Annotated in this window: 22 protein-coding genes; 7 read left to right on the top strand and 15 right to left on the bottom strand. The window is 37.4% G+C overall.

Annotation, left to right across the window (positions count from 1 at the left end):
• Positions 1-208: 208 nt before the first annotated feature.
• The 3 genes from AC3RV6_RS01770 to AC3RV6_RS01760 form a co-directional block, all read right to left on the bottom strand.
• Positions 209-1,606 (bottom strand): NCS1 family transporter, encoded by a 1,398-nt coding sequence (locus AC3RV6_RS01770; RefSeq protein ID WP_489747765.1) that lies wholly within the window; start codon positions 1,604-1,606, stop codon positions 209-211.
• A gap of 121 nt (positions 1,607-1,727) precedes the next feature.
• The gene (locus tag AC3RV6_RS01765) at positions 1,728-3,155 is read right to left on the bottom strand and encodes a YfcC family protein (RefSeq protein WP_489749159.1); all 1,428 of its coding nucleotides are present in this window, start codon (positions 3,153-3,155) and stop codon (positions 1,728-1,730) included.
• Between the two features lie 447 nt (positions 3,156-3,602).
• Positions 3,603-4,826: a pyridoxal-phosphate-dependent aminotransferase family protein gene (locus tag AC3RV6_RS01760; protein ID WP_489747764.1), complete on the bottom strand. Its 1,224-nt coding sequence runs from the start codon at positions 4,824-4,826 to the stop codon at positions 3,603-3,605.
• Positions 4,827-5,049: 223 nt separating this feature from the next.
• Here AC3RV6_RS01760 and AC3RV6_RS01755 point away from each other — a divergent pair, with 223 nt between their 5' ends.
• A complete protein-coding gene (locus AC3RV6_RS01755; RefSeq protein ID WP_489747763.1) occupies positions 5,050-6,684 on the top strand; it encodes a PucR family transcriptional regulator in 1,635 nt (544 codons plus the stop codon).
• A 232-nt stretch (positions 6,685-6,916) separates the two neighbouring features.
• Here the strand turns inward: AC3RV6_RS01755 and AC3RV6_RS01750 are convergent, their stop codons facing one another.
• On the bottom strand, positions 6,917-7,300 hold the full coding sequence (locus tag AC3RV6_RS01750) for a RidA family protein (protein WP_489747762.1): 384 nt from the start codon (positions 7,298-7,300) through the stop codon (positions 6,917-6,919).
• Between the two features lie 194 nt (positions 7,301-7,494).
• Between AC3RV6_RS01750 and AC3RV6_RS01745 the strand changes: the two genes are divergently transcribed.
• The 3 genes from AC3RV6_RS01745 (at position 7,495) to AC3RV6_RS01735 (ending at position 10,182) form a co-directional block, all read left to right on the top strand.
• Entirely contained in the window at positions 7,495-7,845 is a 351-nt protein-coding gene (locus AC3RV6_RS01745) for a YojF family protein (RefSeq protein WP_489747761.1), read from the top strand.
• 14 nt (positions 7,846-7,859) lie between these two features.
• Entirely contained in the window at positions 7,860-8,552 is a 693-nt protein-coding gene (bshB2, locus tag AC3RV6_RS01740; RefSeq protein ID WP_489747760.1) for a bacillithiol biosynthesis deacetylase BshB2, read from the top strand.
• Between the two features lie 277 nt (positions 8,553-8,829).
• Positions 8,830-10,182, top strand: coding sequence for a YjiH family protein (locus AC3RV6_RS01735; protein WP_489747759.1), 1,353 nt, complete (start codon positions 8,830-8,832; stop codon positions 10,180-10,182).
• A 77-nt stretch (positions 10,183-10,259) separates the two neighbouring features.
• Here the strand turns inward: AC3RV6_RS01735 and AC3RV6_RS01730 are convergent, their stop codons facing one another.
• From AC3RV6_RS01730 to AC3RV6_RS01700, 7 genes are all read right to left on the bottom strand, one after another.
• On the bottom strand, positions 10,260-11,327 hold the full coding sequence (locus AC3RV6_RS01730; protein WP_489747758.1) for a hypothetical protein: 1,068 nt from the start codon (positions 11,325-11,327) through the stop codon (positions 10,260-10,262).
• Between the two features lie 124 nt (positions 11,328-11,451).
• A complete protein-coding gene (locus AC3RV6_RS01725; RefSeq protein WP_489747757.1) occupies positions 11,452-12,084 on the bottom strand; it encodes a YczE/YyaS/YitT family protein in 633 nt (210 codons plus the stop codon).
• Between the two features lie 113 nt (positions 12,085-12,197).
• Positions 12,198-12,686 (bottom strand): Cys-tRNA(Pro) deacylase, encoded by a 489-nt coding sequence (gene ybaK / locus AC3RV6_RS01720; RefSeq protein WP_489747756.1) that lies wholly within the window; start codon positions 12,684-12,686, stop codon positions 12,198-12,200.
• A gap of 58 nt (positions 12,687-12,744) precedes the next feature.
• Positions 12,745-13,293, bottom strand: a complete 549-nt coding sequence (locus AC3RV6_RS01715) for a hypothetical protein (RefSeq protein ID WP_489747755.1) — start codon at positions 13,291-13,293, stop codon at positions 12,745-12,747.
• 462 nt (positions 13,294-13,755) lie between these two features.
• Positions 13,756-15,915, bottom strand: a complete 2,160-nt coding sequence (locus AC3RV6_RS01710; RefSeq protein ID WP_489747754.1) for a DNA topoisomerase III — start codon at positions 15,913-15,915, stop codon at positions 13,756-13,758.
• 124 nt (positions 15,916-16,039) lie between these two features.
• Complete coding sequence (locus AC3RV6_RS01705; RefSeq protein ID WP_489747753.1) at positions 16,040-16,603, bottom strand: NADPH-dependent FMN reductase; 564 nt, start codon at positions 16,601-16,603, stop codon at positions 16,040-16,042.
• Positions 16,604-16,690: 87 nt separating this feature from the next.
• Positions 16,691-18,571 (bottom strand): cation:proton antiporter, encoded by a 1,881-nt coding sequence (locus AC3RV6_RS01700; RefSeq protein ID WP_489747752.1) that lies wholly within the window; start codon positions 18,569-18,571, stop codon positions 16,691-16,693.
• A gap of 136 nt (positions 18,572-18,707) precedes the next feature.
• On the opposite strand from AC3RV6_RS01700, the gene AC3RV6_RS01695 reads away from it, so the two are divergent.
• Entirely contained in the window at positions 18,708-19,769 is a 1,062-nt protein-coding gene (locus tag AC3RV6_RS01695) for a PseG/SpsG family protein (protein WP_489747751.1), read from the top strand.
• A 23-nt stretch (positions 19,770-19,792) separates the two neighbouring features.
• Positions 19,793-19,981, top strand: a complete 189-nt coding sequence (locus AC3RV6_RS01690; protein WP_489747750.1) for an SE1832 family protein — start codon at positions 19,793-19,795, stop codon at positions 19,979-19,981.
• 55 nt (positions 19,982-20,036) lie between these two features.
• On the opposite strand, the gene AC3RV6_RS01685 is transcribed toward AC3RV6_RS01690, so the two are convergent.
• The 3 genes from AC3RV6_RS01685 to AC3RV6_RS01675 all read right to left on the bottom strand — a co-directional run bounded on the left by AC3RV6_RS01685 (position 20,037) and on the right by AC3RV6_RS01675 (position 23,495).
• Positions 20,037-21,488 (bottom strand): phospholipase D-like domain-containing protein, encoded by a 1,452-nt coding sequence (locus AC3RV6_RS01685; RefSeq protein ID WP_489747749.1) that lies wholly within the window; start codon positions 21,486-21,488, stop codon positions 20,037-20,039.
• Positions 21,489-21,584: 96 nt separating this feature from the next.
• Positions 21,585-22,130: an RNA polymerase sigma factor gene (locus tag AC3RV6_RS01680; RefSeq protein WP_489747748.1), complete on the bottom strand. Its 546-nt coding sequence runs from the start codon at positions 22,128-22,130 to the stop codon at positions 21,585-21,587.
• Positions 22,131-22,250: 120 nt separating this feature from the next.
• Positions 22,251-23,495 (bottom strand): hemolysin family protein, encoded by a 1,245-nt coding sequence (locus tag AC3RV6_RS01675; protein ID WP_489747747.1) that lies wholly within the window; start codon positions 23,493-23,495, stop codon positions 22,251-22,253.
• A gap of 167 nt (positions 23,496-23,662) precedes the next feature.
• On the opposite strand from AC3RV6_RS01675, the gene AC3RV6_RS01670 reads away from it, so the two are divergent.
• Positions 23,663-25,060 (top strand): dipeptidase, encoded by a 1,398-nt coding sequence (locus AC3RV6_RS01670; RefSeq protein ID WP_489747746.1) that lies wholly within the window; start codon positions 23,663-23,665, stop codon positions 25,058-25,060.
• A gap of 41 nt (positions 25,061-25,101) precedes the next feature.
• On the opposite strand, the gene AC3RV6_RS01665 is transcribed toward AC3RV6_RS01670, so the two are convergent.
• Positions 25,102-25,698: a nitroreductase family protein gene (locus AC3RV6_RS01665; protein ID WP_489747745.1), complete on the bottom strand. Its 597-nt coding sequence runs from the start codon at positions 25,696-25,698 to the stop codon at positions 25,102-25,104.
• Positions 25,699-25,749: the final 51 nt, after the last annotated feature.

Genomic DNA, 25,749 nt, shown 5'->3' with positions numbered 1-25,749 from the left:
ATCTTATTCTATAATGCGGAAATACCACAACCTAAGTGACTGTGGTATTTCCATAAACTTTTAAAGGTTCTATTAGAATCAATTTCATAATTACCTTAACTTGCTACAACGACACAACATATTGTTCGAGAACGGTTCAACTCGACTATATGTTGTGGTGGTGTAGCAATAAAACCCTATTATGAAAATGATTAATTATTATAAGCTTTTACTTTTCAAATATCGTTCCTTTTCTGAATCTAGAGTCTTTGTATGCAAATTTCATAAGAAGTATATATGCAATACCTGCAACAACGAAACCAATGATCCAAGCCAACTCTACTACTGTAAATGCAGCAGCGGCACCGATAGCCAAAGCAATCAAAGCGGCTGGGTTATATCCAGCAAACTGACCTTCATCATCATACAAATCTTTAATATCAATTTTTTGCTTTCTTAATATATAATACTCGATTAGCAAGATAGAAACGATTGGTCCTAGGAATGCAGAGTAGATAAGAATGAACATTCCAAGTCCTTTTGCCGAAGAATCTTGTACAAGTATCCACGGGAATGAAAATGAAGCAAGTATTCCAGTAATGACAACAGCTGGCTTATACTTCAATTTCGTAAGTAATGTAATAACATAAGTTGGTGGAATGATATTCGCAACCATGTTTACTGCAATTACACCTAACACAATAAATGCTGATACAAAGACCGTAATATACGGATTATCTACTACAATTGCAAATGCTTTTACAGGATTAGAGATCCCTGTTGCAGATGCTAACATAGCACCGATTGTCAATGTTAAACCATAAGCGATTAAGATTGGCGCAAAGTATAGAAGTCCACGTTTACCGTCACTAATACCCGCTTTCAATTCTCTTGAATAGTCACCAGCACTTAAGAAGATTGCTGCATAATTCCCTAGGAAGATCATGATAAACCCGAAGAATGGTAGACCCCATGACCCTTTAGCATGTACCCATTTCTCAGTAATAACTTCACTATGAGATGTTAAAAGAAGTCCAAATACATAAATAAGCGCTACCATAATTACAAGTGAAGCAACTGCCTCGACCCATTTAATCGCATGGAATCCGAACAACGATAGAACAATTTGTAGCACTTGAAGTGCTGCGAAACAAAGAAGAACACTATCAAACGAACCGTTTGTAAATATTTTCATAATTTCATTTAAAGCGGTTCCGCCAATCCAACTTTGGAAGCCGTACCAAACAATAGCAGGTACACCACGCATTAAGGAAGATATAACTGAACCTTTTACTCCAAATGACATTCTAAGTTGAACAACATATGGTATTCCCGTTCTGTATCCTAATCTATCATTTAGTGCGAAAATAGTTGAAATAATTCCGATTGCTATAATAGCTGCTGCAAATGTCTGAAAAATGTTGAGTGTTGCAAGTCCAGCTACAACTAGACTAGCCCCTAACGTCATATTTCCAAGATTTACGCCATCCCCTATCCACATAAATAAATATGCGATGGGTCCTACTGTTCTCTCTTTATTCGTTTTCGGATATAATGATTCATCCATACCCGGAACATGCTCGATATGCACTTCAGTTACACTTTGACCGTCTAGTTTTACTGTCATAACACTCAACTCCTTTTAGGGTTTGCCGCTTTTGCAACCTAAACCTGTCATAAAAGCGGGCTTTATTACATAGAGCAATTACTAACAATCATTTTAGTTTTTTATAACATTTAGTATCTTATCAACCAGTCCATTGAATGAACTGTGCAACCAGAAGGTATACAACTGACAGACAAGAGAAGATTATGAATAATGGTAAGAAGAAACGAATCCATTTCTGCCAAGAAACACCCGCTAAAGCAAGTGCTGCCATAAAGTACCCAGATGTTGGATAAAGAATATGTGAGAATCCGTCACCTAATTGGAAAGCAAGTACTGCTGTTTGTCTTGTAACACCGATTACATCTGCTAAAGGTGCCATGATAGGCATTGTTACAAGTGCTTGACCACTACCAGATGGAATAATAAAGTTTAAGAACAACTGAATAATATACATTCCTACAGCAGCTAAGGCTGGTGGGAAGTCGCCTACTAAGTTTCCAAGTGTGTAAACGATTGTATCCATAATATTACCGCTTTCCATAACAACGGAAATCGTTCTCGCTACTCCGACGATCATCGCACCGACTAATACATCGCGGAAACCTTCGTTAAATCCTTCACTAATTTCTAAAGTTGAAAGTCCAGCAATGAGTCCAACAACTACACCCATAATGATGAACAATCCAGACATTTCCATCATAAACCATTTTAATTCTAGTATTCCGTAAACTAGCACGCCAAAGAATCCGAGAATCACAACAGCTGCAACTTTTTGTCTTCCATTCATATGCTTCTGTTCCTGAACAACGCCTGAATCTAAGTATAAACCTCTTTTTTCTGTATCATCGTCGTACACATAACTTAACATTGCATTTTTCTTAATTTTATTCGCATAGCGCATTGTGTATATAAATCCTACGATAATTGAAATAATTAAAATAATTATTCTATATCCAGATCCAGAGAATAGTTCAACATCTGATACTTGTTGTCCAATTCCTGTGTTTGCTGGAGTTAAAACGCCTGCTGTATATCCTACCCCGGTTCCAACTAACGCAATGGCTGCTGCCACTATGGAGTCATAACCTAGCATAATCATTAAAGGTAAGATAACAGGTATGTAAACAAGACTTAATTCCGGTACACCGATGATCGTAGATATGACTGCAAAAACCGTCATTAAAATCGGAATTAATAGGATACTTTGTTTAGTAAACCTTCTCGCTAATTTATCAACACTAATTTCAATAATGCCTGTTTTACGTAACACCATGAACATTCCACCGATTATAAATGTAAAGAAAACAATTTCTCCGGCAGACATAAGGCCTTTTGGAAATGAGAACATAAAATCTTGGAAACTAACTGGTGTTGATTCGATAATTCTAAAAGATGTTTCATCAATTGTTTCTCGACCATTTGGTCCTGGTATTCTGTCGAACGTTCCAGCTGGAATAATGTAACTTGCTAATGCAGCAAGTGCACTTAATACAAATAAAATTACGTAAATATGTGGTAGCTGGAAACCCTTTTTCTTTTTCTTCGACTCTTCTTCATTTTTCGGCATCGTCAATTAACTTCCACTCCCCTTATCATCCTTCGACTGCTCAGTTACTCATAAAAGTCATTACTGACTTCACTCCGTTCCAATATCGTAAACTCCAAAACAAATGAAAGATTTCCCATCCGCCCTTGCAATCTCGATATATCTGAATCTAATTAATACTCTGATTGTAAGCGTTGCCAATGCAGTTGTCACTATACATTATGAACAATATACGGAGTTCATTTTTGTTAATAATGAACAACACCTTGGCGTTGTCTTATACAACAGCTTTCATGTAACAATATATTATAATTACACATTAAAATTAACTAAATAAAAGTGTTAATGGCGCGGAATTTCTAATTATTAACAATTAACCGTCAGTTCTTGGCTAATGATTATAAATAAGTAAGCCCTTGAAAGTTCATTAATAAATGAACTTTCAAGGGCATTTATCGATAACCTAATTTATTTTGAATGGTCGCTTCCTTCATATTCAGCGAGTGCTGCCTGAAGTGCTTTACCTGCATTCACTTTTCCACCGTGGTAGCAAACAGATGCTTCAAGAGCAGCAAGAACCTTCAAGATGTTTTGCTTACGACAACTGAATCCCATTGATCCGATACGCCATATCTTACCTGCAAGCGATCCAAATGAGCTAGCAATCTCAACGCCGAAATCATTCGCCATCGTTGCACGAACAGCATCACCGTTAACACCTTCAGGAATGTTGATGCAAGTTACCATCGGAATTTTGTGATTCGCATCGCCAAACAAAGTAAGCCCCATTGCTTCCAGACCAGCTAAAAGCGCTTTTTCATGCATTTTATGTCTTTCAAAACGCGCTACTAATCCTTCTTCCTGAATAATTCTCAAGCCTTCACGAAGTGCATATAGCATTGAAGTCGCTTCAGTATGATGATTAAGACGTGTCGGACTCCAGTATTCTTGAAGTTGACTTAAATCAAAATAGTTACTTTGAATTCTTCTAGGATTTTTTGAAGTAGCATCTAAACCTTGTTCTATTTTTCTACGTTCCAAAATAACTTTTTCAATCCGATCATTATAAGTAATTGGTGCCATACCTGTTGGCACTCCTAAGCACTTTTGTGTACCTGTGATAGCAGCATCAACGTACCACTCATCTGTTTTAAAATCTGTACCTGCCAATGTAGCGACGGCATCAACAACGAATAAGACATCGTTTTCACGACAGAATTTACCGATTTTATCAAGCGGTTGCATAATTCCGGTTGAAGTTTCACCATGTACAAGCGCAACTACTTTAGGTTTCACTTTTTTTATCTCAGCAATAATCTCATCTTGGTCAAAAGCTTTGCCCCACTCACATTCCATTGTTGTATAATCTGCACCTGAGCGGTAAACAATTTCTGCTAATAGATGTCCAAATCTGCCGTACATCGGCACCAATACTTTATCACCCGGCTCAATTATAGAAGTAAGTACAGCCTCTAGTCCTGAACGCGATGTGCCGTCAATTGGATAAGCCCAATGATTTTTCGTTTGAAATGTTTTTCTGATCAATTCCATTGTTTCATCCATTATCTCTAAAAACTCCGGATCAAATTGTCCTATAATCGGTATCGTCATTGCACGAAGCACACGTGGTTCAGCCTCTACTGGGCCTGGTGTCATTAACGTACGTAAAGAAGGATTTAATTCTTTCAACATATCAATACTCCCTTTCCTTGACTATAATATAGAGCGCACAACTTTTCTCACATTAAAATCATATCTAATAACGATTGATTTTAAAGAATATTCTATGTAAAGTTAATTGTAAGTCAATAAATTATATATGTCATTATCGATAGTAAACAATTATGATTAGTAATATTGGTTAAATGATACAGTTAAGAATTATTGATCGTGACTAAATAATAGAGGTGTAATGATGAAAAGAGTAGAAGACTTATTTTACTTAGAAGTATTTCAAGAAGCCAAAGTACTTGCAGGTCACGGTGGACTTAAAAGAGACGTCGATTTAATAGAAATTACAGAAACACCAGATGTTTTGCAGTTTTTAGCTAAAAACGCCTTACTCGTGACAACTGGATATGCTTTTAAGGATAACCCTGCTGCACTGGGAAACTTAATAAAACAAATCAATGAACACCCATGCGCTGGAATTGCAATCAAACTTAAAAGATTTATAGATGAAATCCCACAAGAAGTAATCGATTTAGCCGATTCTTTAGACTTCCCAATTATCCAAATTCCTGAATCACTGACTTTAGGAACCGTCGCACATCAACTGTTAAGCTTTCTTTGGGATAACCAAATTCAAGAGTTATTTTATGCAATCCATGTACATAAAAAGTTTACCAATATGATGATTAAAGGTTATCAACCTCAAGCCTTAATTGAAAATCTAGGTACCTTACTCAAAAGCCCAGTCCTTCTACTAGACCCCATGGGAGAAGCTATTTCTTATACGTCACAATTCCATGATGATGATATGAAAGTAGTATTGAATGACGTTGAGAACCTTATTCAAAGTAATATTGAGATGTATCGCAAAACAAATAATCTTTCAATTGACATTTCAAACGCAATTAATGCAGAGGTCACAATAAAAGTATTTCATATGAAGACAATGCACCCTTATCCCTATTTACTAATTATTTTTAATCCTAGTGAATTGCCATATCCCTCTAGCCAGTTAGCTATTGAACAAGCTTCGACAGTAATTTCATTCACCCTTCTTAAAAATGAGGCTATTAAAGAAAACACCCGGATGTTGGAAAACAACTTTTTCACTTCCCTAGTTGACGGAAATATTAGTACGCAGCAGGAGATTATTCATAGAGGAGAACAGCACGGCTTAATTAATAATCTAAAATACATTTGTATCGTCTGTAAAATCGATGGCGATAACCAAAGTACAGATATTTTGGAATTACTGTACGACTATTTATCCAAGTATCTCGGAAAGTCAGTTCTTAACACTGATACTGAGAATATCATTTTTATGAAAGATGATTATTTGGTTATTTTAATGCAGTTCCCCAAAAGTACGAGTGATCCAATTAAATCATTATTGGAAGAAAAATTAGAGATTTTCCAAGATAAGGTTTATAGAAATTTAAACATCTCAATTTCATTTGGTGGCGGTAATCTGTTTAACGATGTTACTTCCATTCCAATCACATATACAGAAGCCGTCGATGCTTTTAAACAAGGAGCAGAATTATTTAAATACAGATTTATTAATTTCTACGTCCCTAAACAATTAGAGGAACTTATTCGTTTAATTCCTGAAGAAAACTTACTGAAGTTTTATGAAAATACTTTACTTACGCTTTCCTATCCGAAAAACGGCGAGGAGGAGGATTTAGTAAATACGCTCATTGTTTATTTAGATAACAGTTGTCATATCGCGGTAACATCGAGAAAGTTGTATGTTCATCGCAATACTGTGAAATACAGAATTTCCAAATGTGAAGAAATATTGGGCCATTCCATACACGACCCACAAAAGTCTCTTCATTTGCGCATGGCCTTATTAATGCGTGGTATGTTTGTTTGATTAACTAAAGATAGATTAGAATAAGAGTGTACTTAATTTGTGGCCATTGAAAAAATCCATAATCAAATCCGGGTTTCTGCTTTCACATAGAGTCGATTTTCGTTCCAGGCGGGCGGTGAGCCTCCGAAGTCGCCGTCTTTCACTCCAATCTAAAAGCCATTTAAAATAACGAATGGTTAAAAAAAGAAGCCAATTCGTTCAAAATCGAACGAATTGGCTTCTTTTCTATCTATTACGATGTTTTTTTGGCAATCATTTCAATTTCTACATCAGCACCAAGTGGTAATGCTAGGACAGCTACGCATGTTCTAGCTGGAAAAGGCTTAGAAAACTGTGTTTCATAAACTGCATTCATTTCATTAAAATCATTCATATCTGTTAGGTACACATTTACTTTCACAACATCATCTGCCGTTAAGTTAGTTGCCTCTAACACGTCAAATAGATTAACGAAGCATTGCTTTGTTTGTCCAGCAATATTTCCAGTTAAATCCTCTTCCGTAACGGAATTCATAGCTGTTTGTCCAGAGAAATATACTAATTCTCCTGCATCTACAGCATGTGAATATGGCCCAGATACCGTTGCACCTTTTGCGTTGTATGCTACTCTCGTCATAATCATTCTCCTTTATGTATGTCGTAATGTTAAATTATAACTTAAAGACAAAATTATTCAAATTTTATTAATAAACTAATTATCGTTTTGGCTTTTTAATTCCACCTTCATTGTAAGCACACCTGTCGCAATCAACATAATTTAGCTATATACTAATTAAGAAAGATTGAAATTGTTGTTAAGGAGGATTTCTTATGGAAATCGTAAAACAAGACCAATTACAGGAGCTAATTTCTTCCTTCGCGAATAAAGATGTATATATTCATCTTGAAACGACGAACGGTTCATATGCAGGACATTTTAATGACAAGTTTTTTAATGCAGGTGCTTTTATCCGTAACGTAGTTGTTAAGTTCGAGCTCGGAAAAGTAGCCGGTGAATCACCTCACAGAATCGGTTTAAAACTACCGCATGGTTGGATTTATGCACAAGGAATTACACATTACGAGGTAGATGAATTTGGGAGACTGCTTATGGCAGGGCTTGATCCTGAAGGAAAACTAGCCGTTGCACTTCATATTAGTGAAACACCGTTTACTTATTAAGGAGGAAATGATTTATGATTGAAAAAGAGCGCCATGTACTTATCATACTTCCACATCCTGACGATGAAGCATTCGGGATTTCGGGTTCAATATCCGCGTATCGTAAAATGGATATTCCTGTAACTTATGCATGTCTAACACTCGGAGAAATGGGTCGGAATCTAGGAAATCCACCCTTTGCAAATAGAGAAACGTTAGCACAAATTCGAAAGAATGAACTTATAAATGCATGCAAAGCAATGAAGTTAGATGATTTACGCATGATGGGATTTCGTGATAAAACAATAGAATTTGAAGATGACGAAGATATGGTAAAACTTGTTGAAGACTTAATTGAAGAAACAAATCCCTCTCTCATTATTTCCTTTTATCCTGGATTTTCCGTCCACCCAGATCATGACGCATCCGCGAGAGCAGTTGTTCGTGCTGTTAGACGGATTAATGAAGTAAATCGTCCAAAACTTTACACAGTGGCGTTTGCAAATAACACTGTTGAGGTACTTGGTGAACCTGATATTATTCATGATGTGCAAGATACAATTAATCAAAAGATAGCTACATTGAAATCTCATATATCTCAAACCTTTCAAATGATGAAGGATTTGGAAGAGAGACTTCAAAATAAAGACCCCGAAGCAGAAAAATGGTTGCGCTATGAACGTTTTTATTCGTATAAGTGGGATCAAGATTTCGAAGAATCATTTTAAAATGCGACGCTGACGATACAGCTTTGAACAAATTAGTATTCTTATAATTTTTAAGTAAAGATGTAGCGCTATGACCGATAACTCATAACGCTACATCTTTTATTTATTATTTTTCTCTTATAATTATCTAAGTAAAGTTAAACATATTTAATACTAAACTTTGTTAACAAGTGACTGAAAATTAGGAATGTGCGCCATGCTATTTACATAATGACTAAAGCGGTATATTGTGTATAAATATACAATAAAGAGACATGAAACGAAGGAGTTTACTACTTTGAAAAAATTTAATTTAACCACTTGGCTAACCTTCCTAATTCCATCAATAATTGGTGTATTTCTATTTATGGTTCCCCTTAAATTCGATGGTGAATGGAAAGTTCCAGTTGCAAAACTCGCAAAAACGCTTTCTACAATAATTGAGCCTGTAATGCCTATGGCTGCTATGATAGTAATTGTTATTGCAGCACTTGGTTCACTTTTATATTTACCAATTCGTAATGTTAGCGCAAAATATCAATTTCCGTTTAGCCTATTCAAAGTAACTATCTTTTGGACATTTGTGCGGGTTTTAGGCGCAATATTTGCAGTTATGGTTACGTTTAAGATTGGCCCTGAAGCAGTCTGGGGTGATAGCACAGGCGGCGTTCTACTGGCACCAGACGGACTTGTCTCTTTTCTATTCACAGTCTTTTTATTCGCAGGACTATTTTTACCGCTATTATTAAATTTCGGATTGCTTGAGTTTTTCGGAACAATGATGGTAAAAATTATGCGTCCTTTATTTAAGCTACCGGGTCGATCCTCAATCGATGCACTAACCTCTTGGATTGGCGACGGCACAATTGGTGTGTTACTTACAAGTAAACAATACGAAGAAGGCTACTATACTAAAAAGGAAGCCGCTATTATTGGAACAACTTTCTCAGTCGTTTCTATCACATTTGCTTTAGTTATACTTGATACCGTTAACTTAGCGGTATACTTTCCTTTATTTTATATAACAGTTACATTAACTGGATTTATACTCGCACTAATTATGCCACGAATTTATCCTTTGTCTAGAAAGAAGGACGAATACATTGATGGGAGTCCGGCTACCGGAGAAGAAGAGAAGGTCCCTGAAGGATATAATGTGATTAGTCACGGTCTTGAAAATGCATTATATCAAGCGGAGAAAAGCCGTTCTTTCGGCAAAGTTCTTAAAGATGGAGTGAAAAATGTCCTCGATATGTGGATAGGTGTCGCACCTATCGTTATGGGATTTGGTACAATCGCACTCATACTTGCGGAATACACTTCCCTATTTAAAATTTTAGGGAAACCCTTTGAACCTATACTAACTGTGCTCGGGATTCCAGAAGCGCAAGAAGCAGCTCAGACAATGGTTGTTGGATTTGCTGATATGTTTTTGCCCGTTATTTTAGCGGACGGCGTCATTACATCTGACCTAACCTTGTTCGTCATCGCAGCAATTTCAGTTGTTCAACTCATCTATATGTCGGAAGTCGGCGGACTTTTACTTGGAACGAAAATTCCAATTAACATTTTTGACCTCCTTGTCATTTTCCTATTACGCACATTAATCGCTTTACCAATTATTGCAGGTATCGCACATTTGTTTTTTTAATAACGTCGAAGAGACCGTCCATTAAATTGGACGGTCTCTTTCGTTATAAGGGATGGGGCATGTTTTCCTCTATTAATTCACTCTGTCTTTATCAACTGTTCAGCTTTCCGTTCAAAAACATCTTCTTTAATCGCTGAATCCATCGCTATTTTTAATTCGTCCTCCGCCTGTGAGTACGATTGCATATAGCCAACTGCATCAAGTACTTTTTCCTGATATGCTGTTTGGAAAGCAGCAATTTTTTCTTCTACTGATTCCTCTTCTGCACACATATGAACAAGGTCGAGCAACTCATCCCCTGGCTTTTCAGGGTCATAAGCATGCGGTGCCGTCGCATCGATTAAACAAATGGAGAGCTCCGGAAACAATACTAAGTCTACTCCATTCGGATCAAGCCCACACCAACCGTAAAGTACATCGAAACCTCTTTTTTCTCCTTCTTCACCAAGTGCTTTCATCAAAGTAGACTTACCAGTACCCGGAAGTCCTTTTATAAGAATACGGCGATCTAAATTCCTTGTAATTGAAGGTATGAAATCACGCGCCCCGCCAGAAGTTAAAGAACCTATGAGTCTATGTGATACAGATGACTCCTTATTCAAAGTAATTGATCCAAATAATTCCTCTTTTAAAGAAGCAATTAGTTCTTCATGTAACGTCCACATCATCCTACTAATATTCACCACTTCCCAATCGTCATGAATAGCCAAAGCTTCTGAAAGTGCTTTTAATGATTTCTCTAATGTTTTTTCTGCTTCCGCGAATTTCCCTACGATATGTTTATTCTGATCCCTTAATTTTTCTTCAGTGTACATATCGTAAAAACTAACAACCCTATGCTTACCTCCTATATCTGTTGGTTCAAGCGCAACAGGATGGGAAGCTTGAAGAAAAAGTATATTAGGACCTTTCACGAAAACCGCATCAGTCTTTTCGTAATGGACCGGATTCATAAACTTATCTATATCGAATCCACGCTTAATATAATGCATACCTGTTTTATTTAATAAGTTTGAAATGGCAGTTGTTGGTGGACATTTTATAAAAACTGTTTCTGATGCCGATGCTATAAGCTGATCATATTTATGGGTAATACCGCGTCCCGTATAGGCCGTCCCCATGTATTCTGTGACTGTACCATACATGTCGATCATCCTTTCTATTCATAAGAACATCGTATGCGTAGAAAACAAAAAAAAGCACAACGCTTAGGAATATAAATCCAACAGGATTATATTTCCAGCATTTGCTTTTTGATTTGTAAACATATTAAAGAAGCACACTCTCATCTGTTTCGCCAATAACTTTCAGTAATAATGCCCTAGCCTGCGGAAGTGTAAACTGAATAATTTGGCCGCTAAGAAGGGCGATTATTACAGTCCCAAAACCAATGGGCCCTCCGAGAATCCAGCCTATTATTGCAACAATTACCTCAATAATTGTTCGTGCTTTCTTAATGCTTAATCCGAATTTATCAACAATAACGAGCATTAGGCTATCACGGGGACCAGCGCCAATATTTGGCGATATGACAATACCAACGCCGTATCCTATAATAAAAACTCCTAATATGAATATCGTAATTTGCCCGCCAAATGTTTGAATTTCAGGGATAATCCAATTAAACATATCTATAAACATACCAATTGAAACCATATTAATCCAAGTTCCGATTTTAGGCCATGTTCTTAAAAAGATTGCTGTTGTGACGACAATAAAAAAACCTGTAATTATTCCCCATGACCCAATTGTTAAGCCAAAGTTTTGATACAGCCCTACGTGGAGCACATCCCAAGGAGATATGCCTAGACTTTGACCCTTTATCGTCATTGTAATTCCAAGCGAAGTAATTAGCATGCCCGCAAGGTAAAAAGTCCATCTCCAAAGATTTATTTTTTTCATATAAATCCTTCTTTCTTTCAATCCCAAAATTCAATACTACGCCTTTACTTTGTAAGACTATCGTTTCGTTTCATCTAATGATACCACGTTTAATTGCGCGAATAGGAAAAATATTATTTTACAATGTCTCGGTAACTTGATTCAGCGGCGCTTGATAAGGATTTTGGTGTTAATTTCATCTGCACCCCTGGTTTACCTGCGCTAACAACCATATATTCTAGCATTTCAGCGGAAGCATCTATAAACGTGGGATATTTGCGTTTCATTCCTATTGCTGAGCAGCCGCCTCGAACATATCCCGTCTCTTTCGTTAAATCTTTCAAAGGTAGCATCTCAAGCTTTTTGACACCTGCCGCCTTTGCAGCTTTCTTTAAATCTAGTTCTAATGCTACTGGCACAATAAAAACATACAATGCCCTTGGTCCAGATGTTGTAACGAGTGTTTTAAAAACGACATCAGCTGCATGGTTCGTTTTTTGAGCGACAGATACACCATCCACATGCCCATCACTTACATCGTACTCAAATAGTTCATATGGAATTTTTTCATTTTCAAGAATACGGATTGCATTCGTTTTAATTATCCCATTCGACTTTGCCATTGCTTTCTCCCCTTAACAAATGAAAAGACCGCCTCTATACGGCGGCCTAATCTAATAATTATGCAACTCTAAAGAAACTAGGCCAATTATATTTAAATCCATTCTCCCTAGCTTGAAGTTGGAAAGAATAAGAAGTAATTGCCCTTTCATATCTTTTCTGTAAGTCATGTGCTTTGCTGTCCGTTACCAAAGGAAGTTCCATGGATGCCGCTTTGACTGCCAGCTTATTCAAACCAATTTGTGCTTCGGCTCCTCTAATCTTTGAAGATGCTATTGCAGCTAACTGGTGATCATTCGTTGTTGGCTTCGGAACTGATATGGCTTCACTTCGAACACCACGCCATAAATCAATTGATTCTTCAAGCGTTTTTCCGATTGGTAATGCCACTTGTTTCACTAGACCACCATCTAGTTTTTTAAAATTTTTTTGACTTGATATCGTTTCACTTTTGCCACTAGTCAATTGCTCCAGCTTACTAAGTATCTTTTGATTAGCGTCATTATACTTTACAGTTCTGCCATAAGCTTCCTTAGCATTTCTACGCTTGATCATTTCACTTCGAATCAAATAATCCTGGCTCGTTACTTGTGTCATAACAGCATTCATGTCACTTAACCTCCCAACAGATATACTTTTCCAATAGTGCAGTTAATTGATTATACCACTTTAAAACGCACTTGAAACCCTACTAAAGCTTCTTTAATCAGTTAATTCGACTTTGCTAATAAATATCCTTTATTTGAATCGATTTCATAATGGCACAATCTACTTTAATACACGAGATATATTGATTTCCGCTCCAAATAGGGCTTCGGTACTTTCGAAGTCCCGCTTTGGCGGACGCTTTCCACGGGGCGTGCGGTGAGCCGCTTCCTTCGCTTCGCTCTGTCCAGGGTCTCACCTGTCACGCTAATTCCCGTTGGAGTCGCCGCCTTCTGCTCCAATCAATAGAGCCTCCATTAAAATTAGTGAACATTTAAACATATTTCTTCAAAACTGTTCGGATATTTCATTGAAAGTAGTCATTATGAAATTGACTTATTTAGGTCCATATTATTCAATCGCTATTTACTTGTCGAACAACTTTTTCAGTGCTTCTGCCATTGCATTATTTTCAGGCTCTTCTTGTTTTTTCATATATTTTTGAACATCTTTTTTATCAGCTTTTTTACCACCAGATGAAGCACGTCTTTTTTGGAACACTGACAGTTTCTCACGATGTCCACAAAGACATACAAATATTTGACCATCGCCTTCTCCGCGTAATTCAAGACGTTTGTGACAAACCGGGCATCTTGCATTTGTTTGTTGAGAAATTCGTTTGCGGTATCCGCATTCACGATCTTGACAGACGTTCATCTTCCCTCTTTTTCCATTTACTTCAAGAAGATGCTTACCACAATCTGGGCATGTTTTCCCCGTAACGTTATCATGTTTAAACTTTTTATCATCGTTTTTTATTTCAGAGACTGCTTGCTTAGAAAAAGCAATCATATCTTTCATGAATTCTGCTTTTTTCATTTGACCATTTGCAATTTTTGAAAGTCCTTGCTCCCATTCCGCTGTTAATGCAGGTGACTTCAAATCTTCTGGAACAAGTTCTAGAAGCTGACGACCTTTTGACGTCGTGTAAATATCATTGCCCTTTTTCTCAAGAACAAATGACTTGAACAATCTTTCAATGACATCTGCACGTGTCGCAACGGTTCCAAGTCCACCAGACTCACCAATCGTTTTGATTAAGTCTTTTGATTCCCCCTGCATAAATTGCGACGGATTTTCCATTGCCGCAAGAAGTGTTCCCTCATTGAATCGTGCAGGTGGCTTCGTTTCACCTTCCGTCATTGTAACGGCACGAATTACCACTTCTTCTCCCTTTTTAAAAGTCGGAACAGTTTCTACTTCTTCATCATCGATACCATAGACTTTTTTCCAACCTTCATCCGTAATTGCGCGGCCTCTAGTTTTAAAAGATTCATCACCAATTATAAGTTCAGCCGTTACTTGGTCATAACGATACGGGCCAAAGAAAACTGCAAGGAATCTGTTAACGATTAATTCGTATAGTCTCTTTTCTTTATCTGTTAAGTCTTGTAAAATCGGTGTTTCTTCAGTTGGTATAATGGCATGATGATCTGTTACTTTTTTATCATCAATAACGCCTTTTTGTCCTTGAATTTTTCCAGCGCGAAGTAACGAATTTACCGTTTTACGAAATGGACCATGATCAACAGCTTTTACGCGGTCAACTAAAGTACTCTCCATATCCGATGTTAAATGTTTTGAATCTGTACGAGGATACGTCACTGCTTTATGGCGCTCATATAAACTTTGCAGTGTATTCAACGTTTCTTTTGCTGACCAAGACCAACGTCGATGCGCTTCTTTTTGGAGCTCCGTTAAATCAAATAGATGTGGAGCCGGCTGCGCTTTAGCAGTTGTTGTTACATCTTTAATCTTACCGATATGAATACTATCAAGTTGTTTTAATTTCTCTTCGATTGTCGATTTATCAAATGAGCGCGCCTGTCCAGCTGCGTCATTCCATGTAAAACGAGTCGTTTCTGATAATGCTTGCATGCCATAGTAGGATTTAGGTTTAAATCCAGTAATTTCTTTTTCACGCTCTGCAATCATAGCCAATGTAGGTGTTTGAACACGACCCGTTGAAAGTTGTGCATTGTATTTTACAGTTAGCGCACGTGTCGCATTAATACCCACGACCCAATCTGCTTCTGCGCGTGCAACTGCGGCTTCATAGAGGTTTTCATATGCGCTACCTGGTTTTAAGTTGTCAAAACCGTCTTTAATCGCTTTATTTGTAACCGATGAAATCCAAAGTCTTTTCACAGGTTTCTGGCATTTTGACTGTTCCAAGATCCATCTTGCAACGAGCTCTCCTTCACGACCCGCATCCGTTGCGATAATAACCTCAGTTACATCATTACGTTTCAACTGCGCTTTAACCGCATTAAATTGTTTCATCGTTTGTTTAATTGGTACAAGTTTAAAAGGGTTCGGAATAATTGGAAGGTGCTCAAGTTTCCACTCTTTAAATTCATTGCCATAACCTTCAGGATCTGCATGCGTAACAAGATGGCCTAGTGCCCAAGTCACAATATAATTTGTACCTTCTAGAAAACCATTTCCTTTTTTATTACAACCTAATACCTGCGCAATATCACGCGCTACAGAAGGTTTTTCGGCTAATACAAGTGATTTAGACATTTATAAATCCCCTTTCTTTATACTTAGATTATACGGTACAATGTGATTCCTTGCTTGTCGTGTGAATAAAAAGAGCCCATACACCATAAATATAGTTTGGTGTACGAGCATAATTCTGCATTACTCAATCTTGATCTAATGCATCCTTTGATAAATCCGAACCCATTTCAGCATACTTGACAAAAACTCTCGCCAACTCACGTAATCGATTATGCACATCTTCGTTAATAATTGTGTTATTCGTGTCAAAGTGATTAGTGTGTGTGTATACATAATTCGGAGTTACAAGGCAGCGAAAATAATTCAGTATAGGCTTCAACTGATTTTCAATCACAAGATGGTGTTGATATGTGCCACCATTCGCAACAATTGACACCGGTTTATAGCGCATTGTGTGCGGGTGTAGCATATCAAAAGTATTTTTTAACACGCCAGGAATTGATCCTTGAAAAATAGGTGTTGCTAAAATATAGCCATCCGCTTCTTCAAACTTTTTCACGAGATCTTGCATATCTTGATTATAATCGCTCGCTGGACGCCCATCGACGAATTGATGATTATAATCTGCCAGACTAATTAATTCTAAATCAAATCCACATCCTGTCTGCTCTATATATTGCTTAACAGACTTCAGAACAATCCCCGTTTTTCTTCCAATGATTGTTCCGTCAACAAATAATATTTTCAACTCAAATCACCCTATCTACAATATCTACTTCCCTTATAGTAGCAAAAAAACCGAAGACAAGCCTGATAAAACGATTAGTTTACCAATTTAAAGTTTTGATTCATTAACAAATAATTCTTCTATCTTTTCAATAGGTATTTCTATATCCATATTTTCGTCCAGTCTTTCTTTAACACGTTCCACCTTTTTTGCAGGGAAAGCAAGCGCTACAACTGTATCTTCTGCTTTCGCTTGCAGTTCAATATTCGGATTATAGAATTCGATTGAATTATCTGCTCGTAAAATATAAAGTAATATCGAATTATCATCACGTTCCATTAAATACTTTGTATACGTATAATGATTTGTAATTTCTGTTTTCCTAATAATATGACCTGCATTTAAACGTTCTTCCAAGTCCGTTATCGTGACTGCCGGCGTAAACAAAGGCTGGCCACCATGAGCAGAACTTAATTCTCGCTCTATCCCTCTATGATTTGCTGTTTGATACAAATGGTCTTGCCCTAAATCCGGAGCAAAATCCTCACAAATATGTGTATTGTATAGATCTTGCTTTGAAATCGCTAAGATGAAACGGTATGGACTTAAATCGATATGATAATCCAATTGCTCGGTTAGTATATCTCCCATATAACTACTAAGACCTAGTTTCCTAGCATGAAATAACCCATTCCACGTTTGGTCTATAATAAGCACTTCGTTCCCGGTTTCCTTCAATGAATTTGCGAGTTCTGCTGCAAATCGGTTTCCACCCACAATTAGTACACCAGATTCGTCTGCAGTCGTTAAATTCAATTTCTTTGCTAGTGGACCGATTGAGAACCCATGGACAACAACTGTCGCAAGGACAAGCGCAAATGTTAGAGCCGTCAGTAGCTCAGCATCTGGATACCCATGCTCTTGTAAAATTGTTGAAAAATAACCCGATACAGTTAATGCAACAATTCCACGCGGTGCAATCCAACCAATTAGGATTCTTTCTTTAGCAGTTAAATCCGTTCCAATCGTTGAAAGCCCAATCGATAATGGTCGAACAATAAATAACATTGCTGAAACAAATAATATGATTTTCCAATTAAAAATTTCTATTAAGATGTGGGGATTTAAAGAGGCCGTCAACATTACGAAAACACCAGAAATTAAGAGTACAGATACATTCTCTTTAAAGTGTCGAATATCATGAATTGAAGTTAAATGCATATTCGCCATCGTCATCCCCATTGCAGTAACTGCCAAAAGCCCAGTATGCTCCATAATTTCATCTGCAAACACGAAAGTGAAAACGACTACAGCAAATAACACTGGCGATTTTAAAAACTCTGGTACACGCCCTCGTTCAAATGAAACACCGAGTACTCGCCCTACTCCCCAACCTAATAAAACAGAGAATACAGATGCAGCAAAAAATAGCAATAAAGAACTTAGTGTTAAATCATTATTTAGAAATCGAATAAACTCAAAAGCCAAGACTGCTAGAAGTGCACCAACCGGATCAACAACAATCCCTTCCCACTTTAAAATTGCAGCTGTCCGCGGCTTCAGTTTCGCCTGTCTTAAAAGAGGTAATATAACAGTTGGTCCAGTAACGATAAAAAGACCGCCAATTATAAATGAGACTGCTAGCGATAATCCTGCTAAATAGTGTGCAGCCAACGATCCTCCAATCCAAGCTATAAATGCCCCTATCGTGACAATTCGGAATAAGGGTTTATTAAATCCTCTTATTTCTTTAAAATCTAAATTTAAACTTCCTTCAAATAAAATGATTGCGACCGCAAATGTAATAATTGGCCCAAATATTTCCCCCATACTCTCTTGAGGGTTTATCAATCCTAAAACAGGTCCTATTAATAAACCCGCAACGGACATGACAACGATTGCCGGCATTCTAAAGCGCCAGGCCAACCATTGCGATAAAATTCCAATTAAAATCACAAGCATTAAATCAAATAATAATGAATCAAACAACAGACATTCCTCCTTTACCCTTATAAATAAGTAAAATGATCTTAACGTAATGATAAACTCTTAGTTCAGAAAAACACATAAATTCTTTCTCTTAACCATACGATAGAGAGATGTAAAAATCGATTGGATAGGAAGGATGATTCCAATAGACGGACAACTTAAAAAGAGTTTAGCGGTCTATGTTTCTCGTGCTGATGGTAAAGGAACATACCCATTCAGAAGAGCTCAAATAATCGCTCGCTCACTACCAACAGATATCGAGACTACTTTCATTTATGACAAAGGGACAACAGTTGAATCTAACGACTTTAAAACTGTATTTATTACGAACCATTCTTCGTTTTTAAAGGCTTTAAACGAAATTAAACCAGATTTATTACTGCGTGATAGCGGCTCTACCTCTCAAGATGAAATATCGGAAATCAAAGAAATCGTACCGTCAGTTATTCATTTTGACGATTTCGGTGAGGGCGGTAAACTTGTGGACCTTGTATTCCAAACACTTTGTCCCGAATCAAGTGAAAAACCTCTAAATCACTATGTACTTGGCACGACTGGTTTTATAGTAGATGAAAAAGTAGTTCCACTAAAACATATTGGACTAAGGAAAAAACCAACGCGTCCAATTCCGCATTTAGTTATTACATTCGGCGATGAAGATACAGGAAACCTATCTTACCGTGCACTTCGGCATATGATGCAACTTCAAATCCCACTAAAAGTAACAGTACTAATCGGCGATAAGTATTCACATGATGTGAGTGAACTACGTATGATGGCACTTGGCAGAAGAAACACCTTCATCAAGGAGCAACCTTATGCTACAGAAGAAGTTCTCTCTACGGCAGATATCGTTCTTTGCTCATCCGGCTATACGCCTTATGAAATTGCATATATGGGAATTCCCGGGGTTATACTAGCACAAAATGAATTTGAATTATCTCTCTCTTTCCCAAGAGAAAAACATGGGTTTATCCATTTAGGAGCCGGGAGAAAAGTTAAGCAATCGGAATTATTAAACGCGATTATGGAACCCTTATTACATGAATCACGCCGAAAAAAAGCAATCGCTCGGCAAGTTTCTCTCAATTTAGGTAATGGTAAAGATGCTATATGTGAAGCAATCCTTTATTTTATTGAATACCCAAAGCGTACAAGCCTTGGAGAAACAGGTAAAAAAACTTCAGACATGGTATAGTAGGTGTAAAGACTGGGGTTTTTATGTTGAATAAAAAACAATTAGAATATGAAATTACTGAAATAAAAATGGACTATATAAATTTACAAGGTGATATCGAAAAACTTGAATCTACAGGCAATGATAGTTATGTAAAAAAAGCTGAAATTCGTCTCGCTACAATGGAAGAACAACTCTCCGTACTTAATCAAAAACTTAAAGAACTTTCATAATGAGTAGGCTGTCACGACTTCTGGCAGCCTACTCTATTTTTATATCTTATATACATCAATAAGTTGTTATCTTAAACAACTTCTGTAAACTGTAAAGTCCTCTTTGATAAAATGTGAATTCATCCTGGAATTCTTCTAAATCTAACGTATAAAATGCATCTTCGTTTTTCCATAGTTTATTAAAATAAGCATCTAATTCTTGTGCTAATTCACTATCATTCGGAGCAATCACACGTAAATTGGCTTCCAAATTATAATTATCAAGCGTTCTCTCTGTTAAATTGGCTGAACCATTTGTAATGTATGTTTCATCTGCTGTCTGAATGATCATAAGCTTCGTGTGATATTGCCCAACAACCGTATTATACCAGCGAATATCAGTCATTCCATTTGAGCCTTCTACCATCTTTTGCGCAACTGGCCGGTTTGGTAATCCTGATTTTTCACTACCAAAGGAGTTCTCGTTCGGATCCAATATCATATCAACTTTAACCCCACGATTAGCAGCGTCAGTTAGTGCTTGGACAAGATCAGCTTTTGCAATAAAAAACATTCCTATTTTAATTGTATCTCCTTTCTTTGCCTTTGCAATATCTTCTAGCATTGCATCAAGAATCTTTATTTCCGTTAAATATTGGACTGCGTATTCACCGTTATCCGAGTCTTCTATTTCCACGCGGGGTAATGTTCCGCCGTTCGTATAATTAACGACAGCTTCTTCAGCCTCTAAAATGTCGTTCAACACGCCGCCTTTTACTTTTAACGCCACGTTTCCGTGAAAACCACTTGCATTATGTGGATTACTAGAAGTGACAAGAGCTTCCTTATCGGTAACAATTGTTTTCCTATGATTCGCCTTAATATTAAGCAATGTCATATAAGAAGCCAATGTCATCTTCGGCGCCTTGCTGGCCATCGCGTTGTCAATCCATCCTTCCTTCTCAATATCCACCCACTTAAATAGCATTCGATACAATCCAGAGTAAATAGGTGTCGAATCGCGTAGTGAATCTAAATCTGTAAAGACGACTTCTACTCCCGCGTCCTTCATCTGATTGAACCACTTAGATTCGTATGAACCGTATCCTACATTCAAAGGATCGGTAATGAATACTATCGGCATATCAGGATAGGCTTCTTTCTTCTTCACAAGCTTACCCGTAATCGTTTGGACTATTTTAGGAAACTCGATATCCTCGTCGCTATATTCATCGAACAGGAAAAAATCCAGCACGATAAACTTCTCCGCATCGTCAATCATTTTATACACTTCATCAAATATTTCCAGATCATGCTGCATCTTGTCGCTATCCTTATTTATTACGTATGTTAAATCCGTAAACAATTTTACGTCATCCGTTTTATGTAACTTACCTTCATAAGCTACGCCCTTTGGCAGCGGCTTATATGTATGCCATAAAATAACGCTAATATATAGTAATATGAAACTTCCGATTACAATCCACTTAGTCTTCTTACGATTTTTACCTTTTCTTTTAATCTTCATTCTATCAGCTCCGTTTCCTTTAAAAAACCTCATTTTTAGGATTCCCTTAGTTAAAGGTTTGCAAACAAAAACACAGCCTATAATTGGCTGTGTTTTTTATGCAGTGACGTATTCACGAACTGAATGATCCTCAATCATCAATTCTTTCAAACATTTTCTAGCTCGGAATAATCTGGATTTAACCGTCCCAATAGAAACTTTCATCACTTCGGAAATCTCAACAAGCGAATATTGATATACATAGAAATATTCAATCGTTTTTCTATAAATATAATCAAGACTGCCCACTTTTTCTCGCACAAGCGCTTGAAGATCATTTTGTTCAACAAGTTCACCAGGCGTTAACGTATCACTTGCAACCAAATCTAAAATGGGTACATCTAACGTTGCCGGCTGGTTCATTACATACTCGCTTCGTCTCGTCGTTTTCCTATATCGATCACGAAAAGTATTCATACAGATTGTTGTCAACCATCCTTTAACATGATCCACGCCGTCCAATTTATCACTATAGCGAACCACTTTAACCCAAACATCTTGCATAACATCTTCTGCTTCTTCTTTATTACGTGTCAATTTTAAACATAAATGATAGATATAACGACCATACTCTTCATAAAGTTCATCAAGATTAGTTTCCATCTTTTTGCGCCTCCGTCTTTTTACTGTTAATCATATTATCAGCAAAAAAGACGTTTTCAACTATCGTATTCTCTTTCAGTATCCTTACAAATGTGTAAGGTTACTGAATGAAGTTAAAGGTTATGGCGTATTCGGAACATCTTTTTGAACCGATATCGTCATACGAGCAATGCGGTTACGCTCCATTTCTTCAATTTCAAAGCGTATATTTGCAAATGAAAAGCGTTCCCCCAACTCTGGTAAATGTCCAAGTTGCTGCAGGACAAAGCCACCTATTGTTTCATGGTCTGTCGGTAAATCGATACCTAGAATCTCCATCACATCAACAATTTCCAGCCGGCCATTACAAGTTAGTACATTGCTCGATTTCTCGTAAATATGTTCTTCATCTTCAATATCTGTTTCATCTTCAATATCTTGTCCAATCATTTCTTCAATAATATCTTCTTGTGTAACAATACCGAGCGTGCCACCATATTCATCAAGTACGATAGCCATATGCTTCTTGCGCGCAAGCATCAACTTAAACACACGTTCAACACTCACTGTTTGAACGACAAAAAGCGAATCACGGTCTATTAATTCACCAAGTGTCTTCTCAGGTTCCATAGACCACTCGATTAGCATTTTAGAATAGAAAATACCTACGACTGAATCGATACTTTCTTCGTACACAGGATAACGTGTGTAAAAGTACTGAAGAATTGTGTCCCGTACCTCTTCGTATGTTGATGTTACCGATAACCCAATAATATCCGTTCGATGCGTCTCCATTACATCCGATACGTCTTTGTCTGGGAAATCTAATACGCCACGAAGTCGAAGTGTTTCATCCGCTTTAAAGGTTCCTTCAAAAGATGCAATATCAACCATTGACCTTAAATCATCTTTCGTTAACGTAGCTTCGGTTACGGCACCTTTTGATATTATGCGAATAAAAACATTTGTAAAAGAGCCAAGTAGTACCGTTAAAGGCGTTAATAATTTTACTAGTACATTAATGACAGGCGCAACGAAATAAGCAACTTTATCAGCAAACGTAGCGGCAATCGTTTTCGGCAAGACTTCACCGAATACTATGACAACTACAGTTAAAATACCGGTAGCAATACCGACTTTCCATCCTCTTTCTATTCCAATCATCGTAACAATTGTTGGCATCATTATATTTGCAATATTATTCCCAATCAATATTGCCGTAATCATTCGATCAGGCTTTGAGATGAGTTTTTGTAACTTTATAGCTTGCAAATCACCTTGTTCCGCCCGAAACTGAATTTTCATCCTGTTAACAGCAGTAAGTGCTGTCTCACTACCTGATAAGAAAAACGACATAAATAAAAAGAAACCGAGTGCGATAAACAACGAGCATTCCTCCTGGGATTGTTGTTCTTAACAATATGTATAGATTTAACAAATAACTTCTCTATAGCATATCACGAATACTTTCCGTCTACACTATCATTGACCTAGATTAGTTAACTTCGTTATACTATTTCTATACACGAAATAAATTGAAATGAGGAATTTAATTGACACATCTAGATAAACTCAATCAATACTTTACTGATAACCGAGATACGCACCTTGCAGAGCTGCAGGAATTTTTACGCATCCCTAGCATTAGTGCCCTATCAGAACATAAAGAAAACATGCAACAAGCAGCTGAATGGTTACTGGCATCATTTAAAAAAGCCGGTCTTGAAAATCTATCTATTGATGAAACTGACGGACACCCTGTCGTTTACGGAGATTGGTTACATGCGGAAGGTAAGCCTACGATTCTTGTCTACGGACATTACGATGTTCAACCAGTCGATCCGCTAGAGCTTTGGGATAGTGCGCCTTTCGAACCCGAAATACGAAATAACAAGCTATACGCTCGCGGAGCAAGTGATGATAAAGGACAAGTATTTATGCATATAAAAGCTTTTGAAGCGTTAATGCAACAATCAGGTACCCTACCAGTCAACGTTAAGTTTTTAATTGAAGGCGAAGAAGAAGTTGGTAGTCCAAATCTTGAAAAGTATATCGTGCAAAATAAAGAGAAGTTAGCAGCCGATGTCATCGTTATATCCGATACTGGGTTGTATGGACCTGGTCAACCAGCTGTTTGTTATGGACTTCGTGGCCTTTGCGGCGTTCAAATAGACGTGAAAGGTCCTAAAGGTGACCTTCACTCAGGTCTATACGGCGGCGGTGTTCAAAATCCACTTCATGCACTTGTAGAAGTGATGGCGTCGTTCCGAGACAAAGAAGGTACGATAGCGATCGACGGATTTTATGACAATGTTAGACCACTAAGTGACGACGAACAAAAAGCTTATGTAGCACTTGGCTTTAATGAAGATGATTTGAAAGATGAAGTCGGTGTAACAGAACTGTTCGGTGAAAAAGGATTTACGCATCTTGAACGCGTATGGACCCGCCCGACATTAGAGCTAAACGGAATATTTGGCGGCTTTTCAGGCGAAGGCATTAAAACTGTTCTACCTGCAGATGCTGGCGCTAAAATTACATGCCGACTCGTCCCGGACCAAGACCCCGAAGAAATCGTCACGAAATTAAAAGCGCATATTGAGAAACACAAACCTGCAGGTGTAACGATAACAATCACAGAGTTTGACAAAGGGAAGCCATTCATCACCCCTTTTGATCATCCAGCCATTCAAGCAGCCGGTCGTTCTTACGAAAGAGTGTATAACGTCCCTACAGCCTATACGCGTATGGGTGGATCAATTCCTATCGTTGCAGCTTTCGATGAAATTTTAGAATTACCTGTTGTTTTAATGGGTTTCGGTCTGAATTCTGAAAACTTCCATGCACCTAACGAACATTTCCACTTGGAAAATTTCGACCAAGGACTTCGAGTTATTAGTGATTATTATTACGAGATCGCAAACTTTTCCAAAGAACAACTAAAGAAATAAAACAAAAGCCGAAATCCTAGTTATGGATTTCGGCTTTTATATTACTCCATTGCTGATTCTTCTATTTCTTGACCATAATAAGTAACAATCTCATCAAGTGGTGTTCTCGGACGACTTTTCGGTATATCGTCAAAATAGCCAAACTGAAGCATACTAATAATACGCTCACCCGGCTTGACGCCTAGTTCATCTCTAAACTTTGGATTATCTAGAAAACCAGGTGTTTTCCAACAAGTCCCAATACCTTTATCCCAAGCGAGAAGCATCATATTCTGAATGAATATACTTGCAGCAGCATAATCCTCAAGTCTTTCTTTTTGACGTACATCTTCAGGAACTATAACAAGGATGGCCGCACTTGGTCCAGCAAATTTCTTCATTTGTTTCTCGAGGTCCTCTTCCGACAAGTCTTTCCACTTCGGAACGCCAAATTCCCGTAAAACATTTAAAAAATCCGTATAACCTTTTTCAGCCGCAACAACGAATCGCCAAGGATTTCGATTGCCGTGATTCGGTGCCCAAGTGGCGTCCTCTAGTATCTCAGCAATATTCTCCATTTCAACCGGTTGCCCATTAAAGTTCTTTATAGAACGACGTTTAACAATTGCATTTCTTACAGATAAAGACTGTTCATTCATAAACAATGACCCCTTTTTATATACTTTGTCCATTATACAATAAAAACATTT

The sequence above is a fragment of the Sporosarcina sp. So3-204 genome (genome assembly GCF_058068165.1).
Note: the sequence above shows the minus strand (reverse complement) of the source record. Positions and strands in the feature narration are given on the sequence as shown.

What these genes read in the sequence shown, in the direction of transcription:
- AC3RV6_RS01770 (WP_489747765.1), bottom strand. Translation starts at nt 1,606, where the DNA reads ATGACAGTAAAACTAGACGGTCAAAGTGTAACTGAAGTGCATATCGAG.
- AC3RV6_RS01765 (WP_489749159.1), bottom strand. Translation starts at nt 3,155, where the DNA reads ATGCCGAAAAATGAAGAAGAGTCGAAGAAAAAGAAAAAGGGTTTCCAG.
- AC3RV6_RS01760 (WP_489747764.1), bottom strand. Translation starts at nt 4,826, where the DNA reads ATGTTGAAAGAATTAAATCCTTCTTTACGTACGTTAATGACACCAGGC.
- AC3RV6_RS01755 (WP_489747763.1), top strand. Translation starts at nt 5,050, where the DNA reads ATGAAAAGAGTAGAAGACTTATTTTACTTAGAAGTATTTCAAGAAGCC.
- AC3RV6_RS01750 (WP_489747762.1), bottom strand. Translation starts at nt 7,300, where the DNA reads ATGACGAGAGTAGCATACAACGCAAAAGGTGCAACGGTATCTGGGCCA.
- AC3RV6_RS01745 (WP_489747761.1), top strand. Translation starts at nt 7,495, where the DNA reads ATGGAAATCGTAAAACAAGACCAATTACAGGAGCTAATTTCTTCCTTC.
- bshB2 (WP_489747760.1), top strand. Translation starts at nt 7,860, where the DNA reads ATGATTGAAAAAGAGCGCCATGTACTTATCATACTTCCACATCCTGAC.
- AC3RV6_RS01730 (WP_489747758.1), bottom strand. Translation starts at nt 11,327, where the DNA reads ATGTATGGTACAGTCACAGAATACATGGGGACGGCCTATACGGGACGC.
- AC3RV6_RS01725 (WP_489747757.1), bottom strand. Translation starts at nt 12,084, where the DNA reads ATGAAAAAAATAAATCTTTGGAGATGGACTTTTTACCTTGCGGGCATG.
- ybaK (WP_489747756.1), bottom strand. Translation starts at nt 12,686, where the DNA reads ATGGCAAAGTCGAATGGGATAATTAAAACGAATGCAATCCGTATTCTT.
- AC3RV6_RS01715 (WP_489747755.1), bottom strand. Translation starts at nt 13,293, where the DNA reads ATGAATGCTGTTATGACACAAGTAACGAGCCAGGATTATTTGATTCGA.
- AC3RV6_RS01710 (WP_489747754.1), bottom strand. Translation starts at nt 15,915, where the DNA reads ATGTCTAAATCACTTGTATTAGCCGAAAAACCTTCTGTAGCGCGTGAT.
- AC3RV6_RS01695 (WP_489747751.1), top strand. Translation starts at nt 18,708, where the DNA reads ATGATTCCAATAGACGGACAACTTAAAAAGAGTTTAGCGGTCTATGTT.
- AC3RV6_RS01690 (WP_489747750.1), top strand. Translation starts at nt 19,793, where the DNA reads ATGTTGAATAAAAAACAATTAGAATATGAAATTACTGAAATAAAAATG.
- AC3RV6_RS01685 (WP_489747749.1), bottom strand. Translation starts at nt 21,488, where the DNA reads ATGAAGATTAAAAGAAAAGGTAAAAATCGTAAGAAGACTAAGTGGATT.
- AC3RV6_RS01680 (WP_489747748.1), bottom strand. Translation starts at nt 22,130, where the DNA reads ATGGAAACTAATCTTGATGAACTTTATGAAGAGTATGGTCGTTATATC.
- AC3RV6_RS01665 (WP_489747745.1), bottom strand. Translation starts at nt 25,698, where the DNA reads ATGAATGAACAGTCTTTATCTGTAAGAAATGCAATTGTTAAACGTCGT.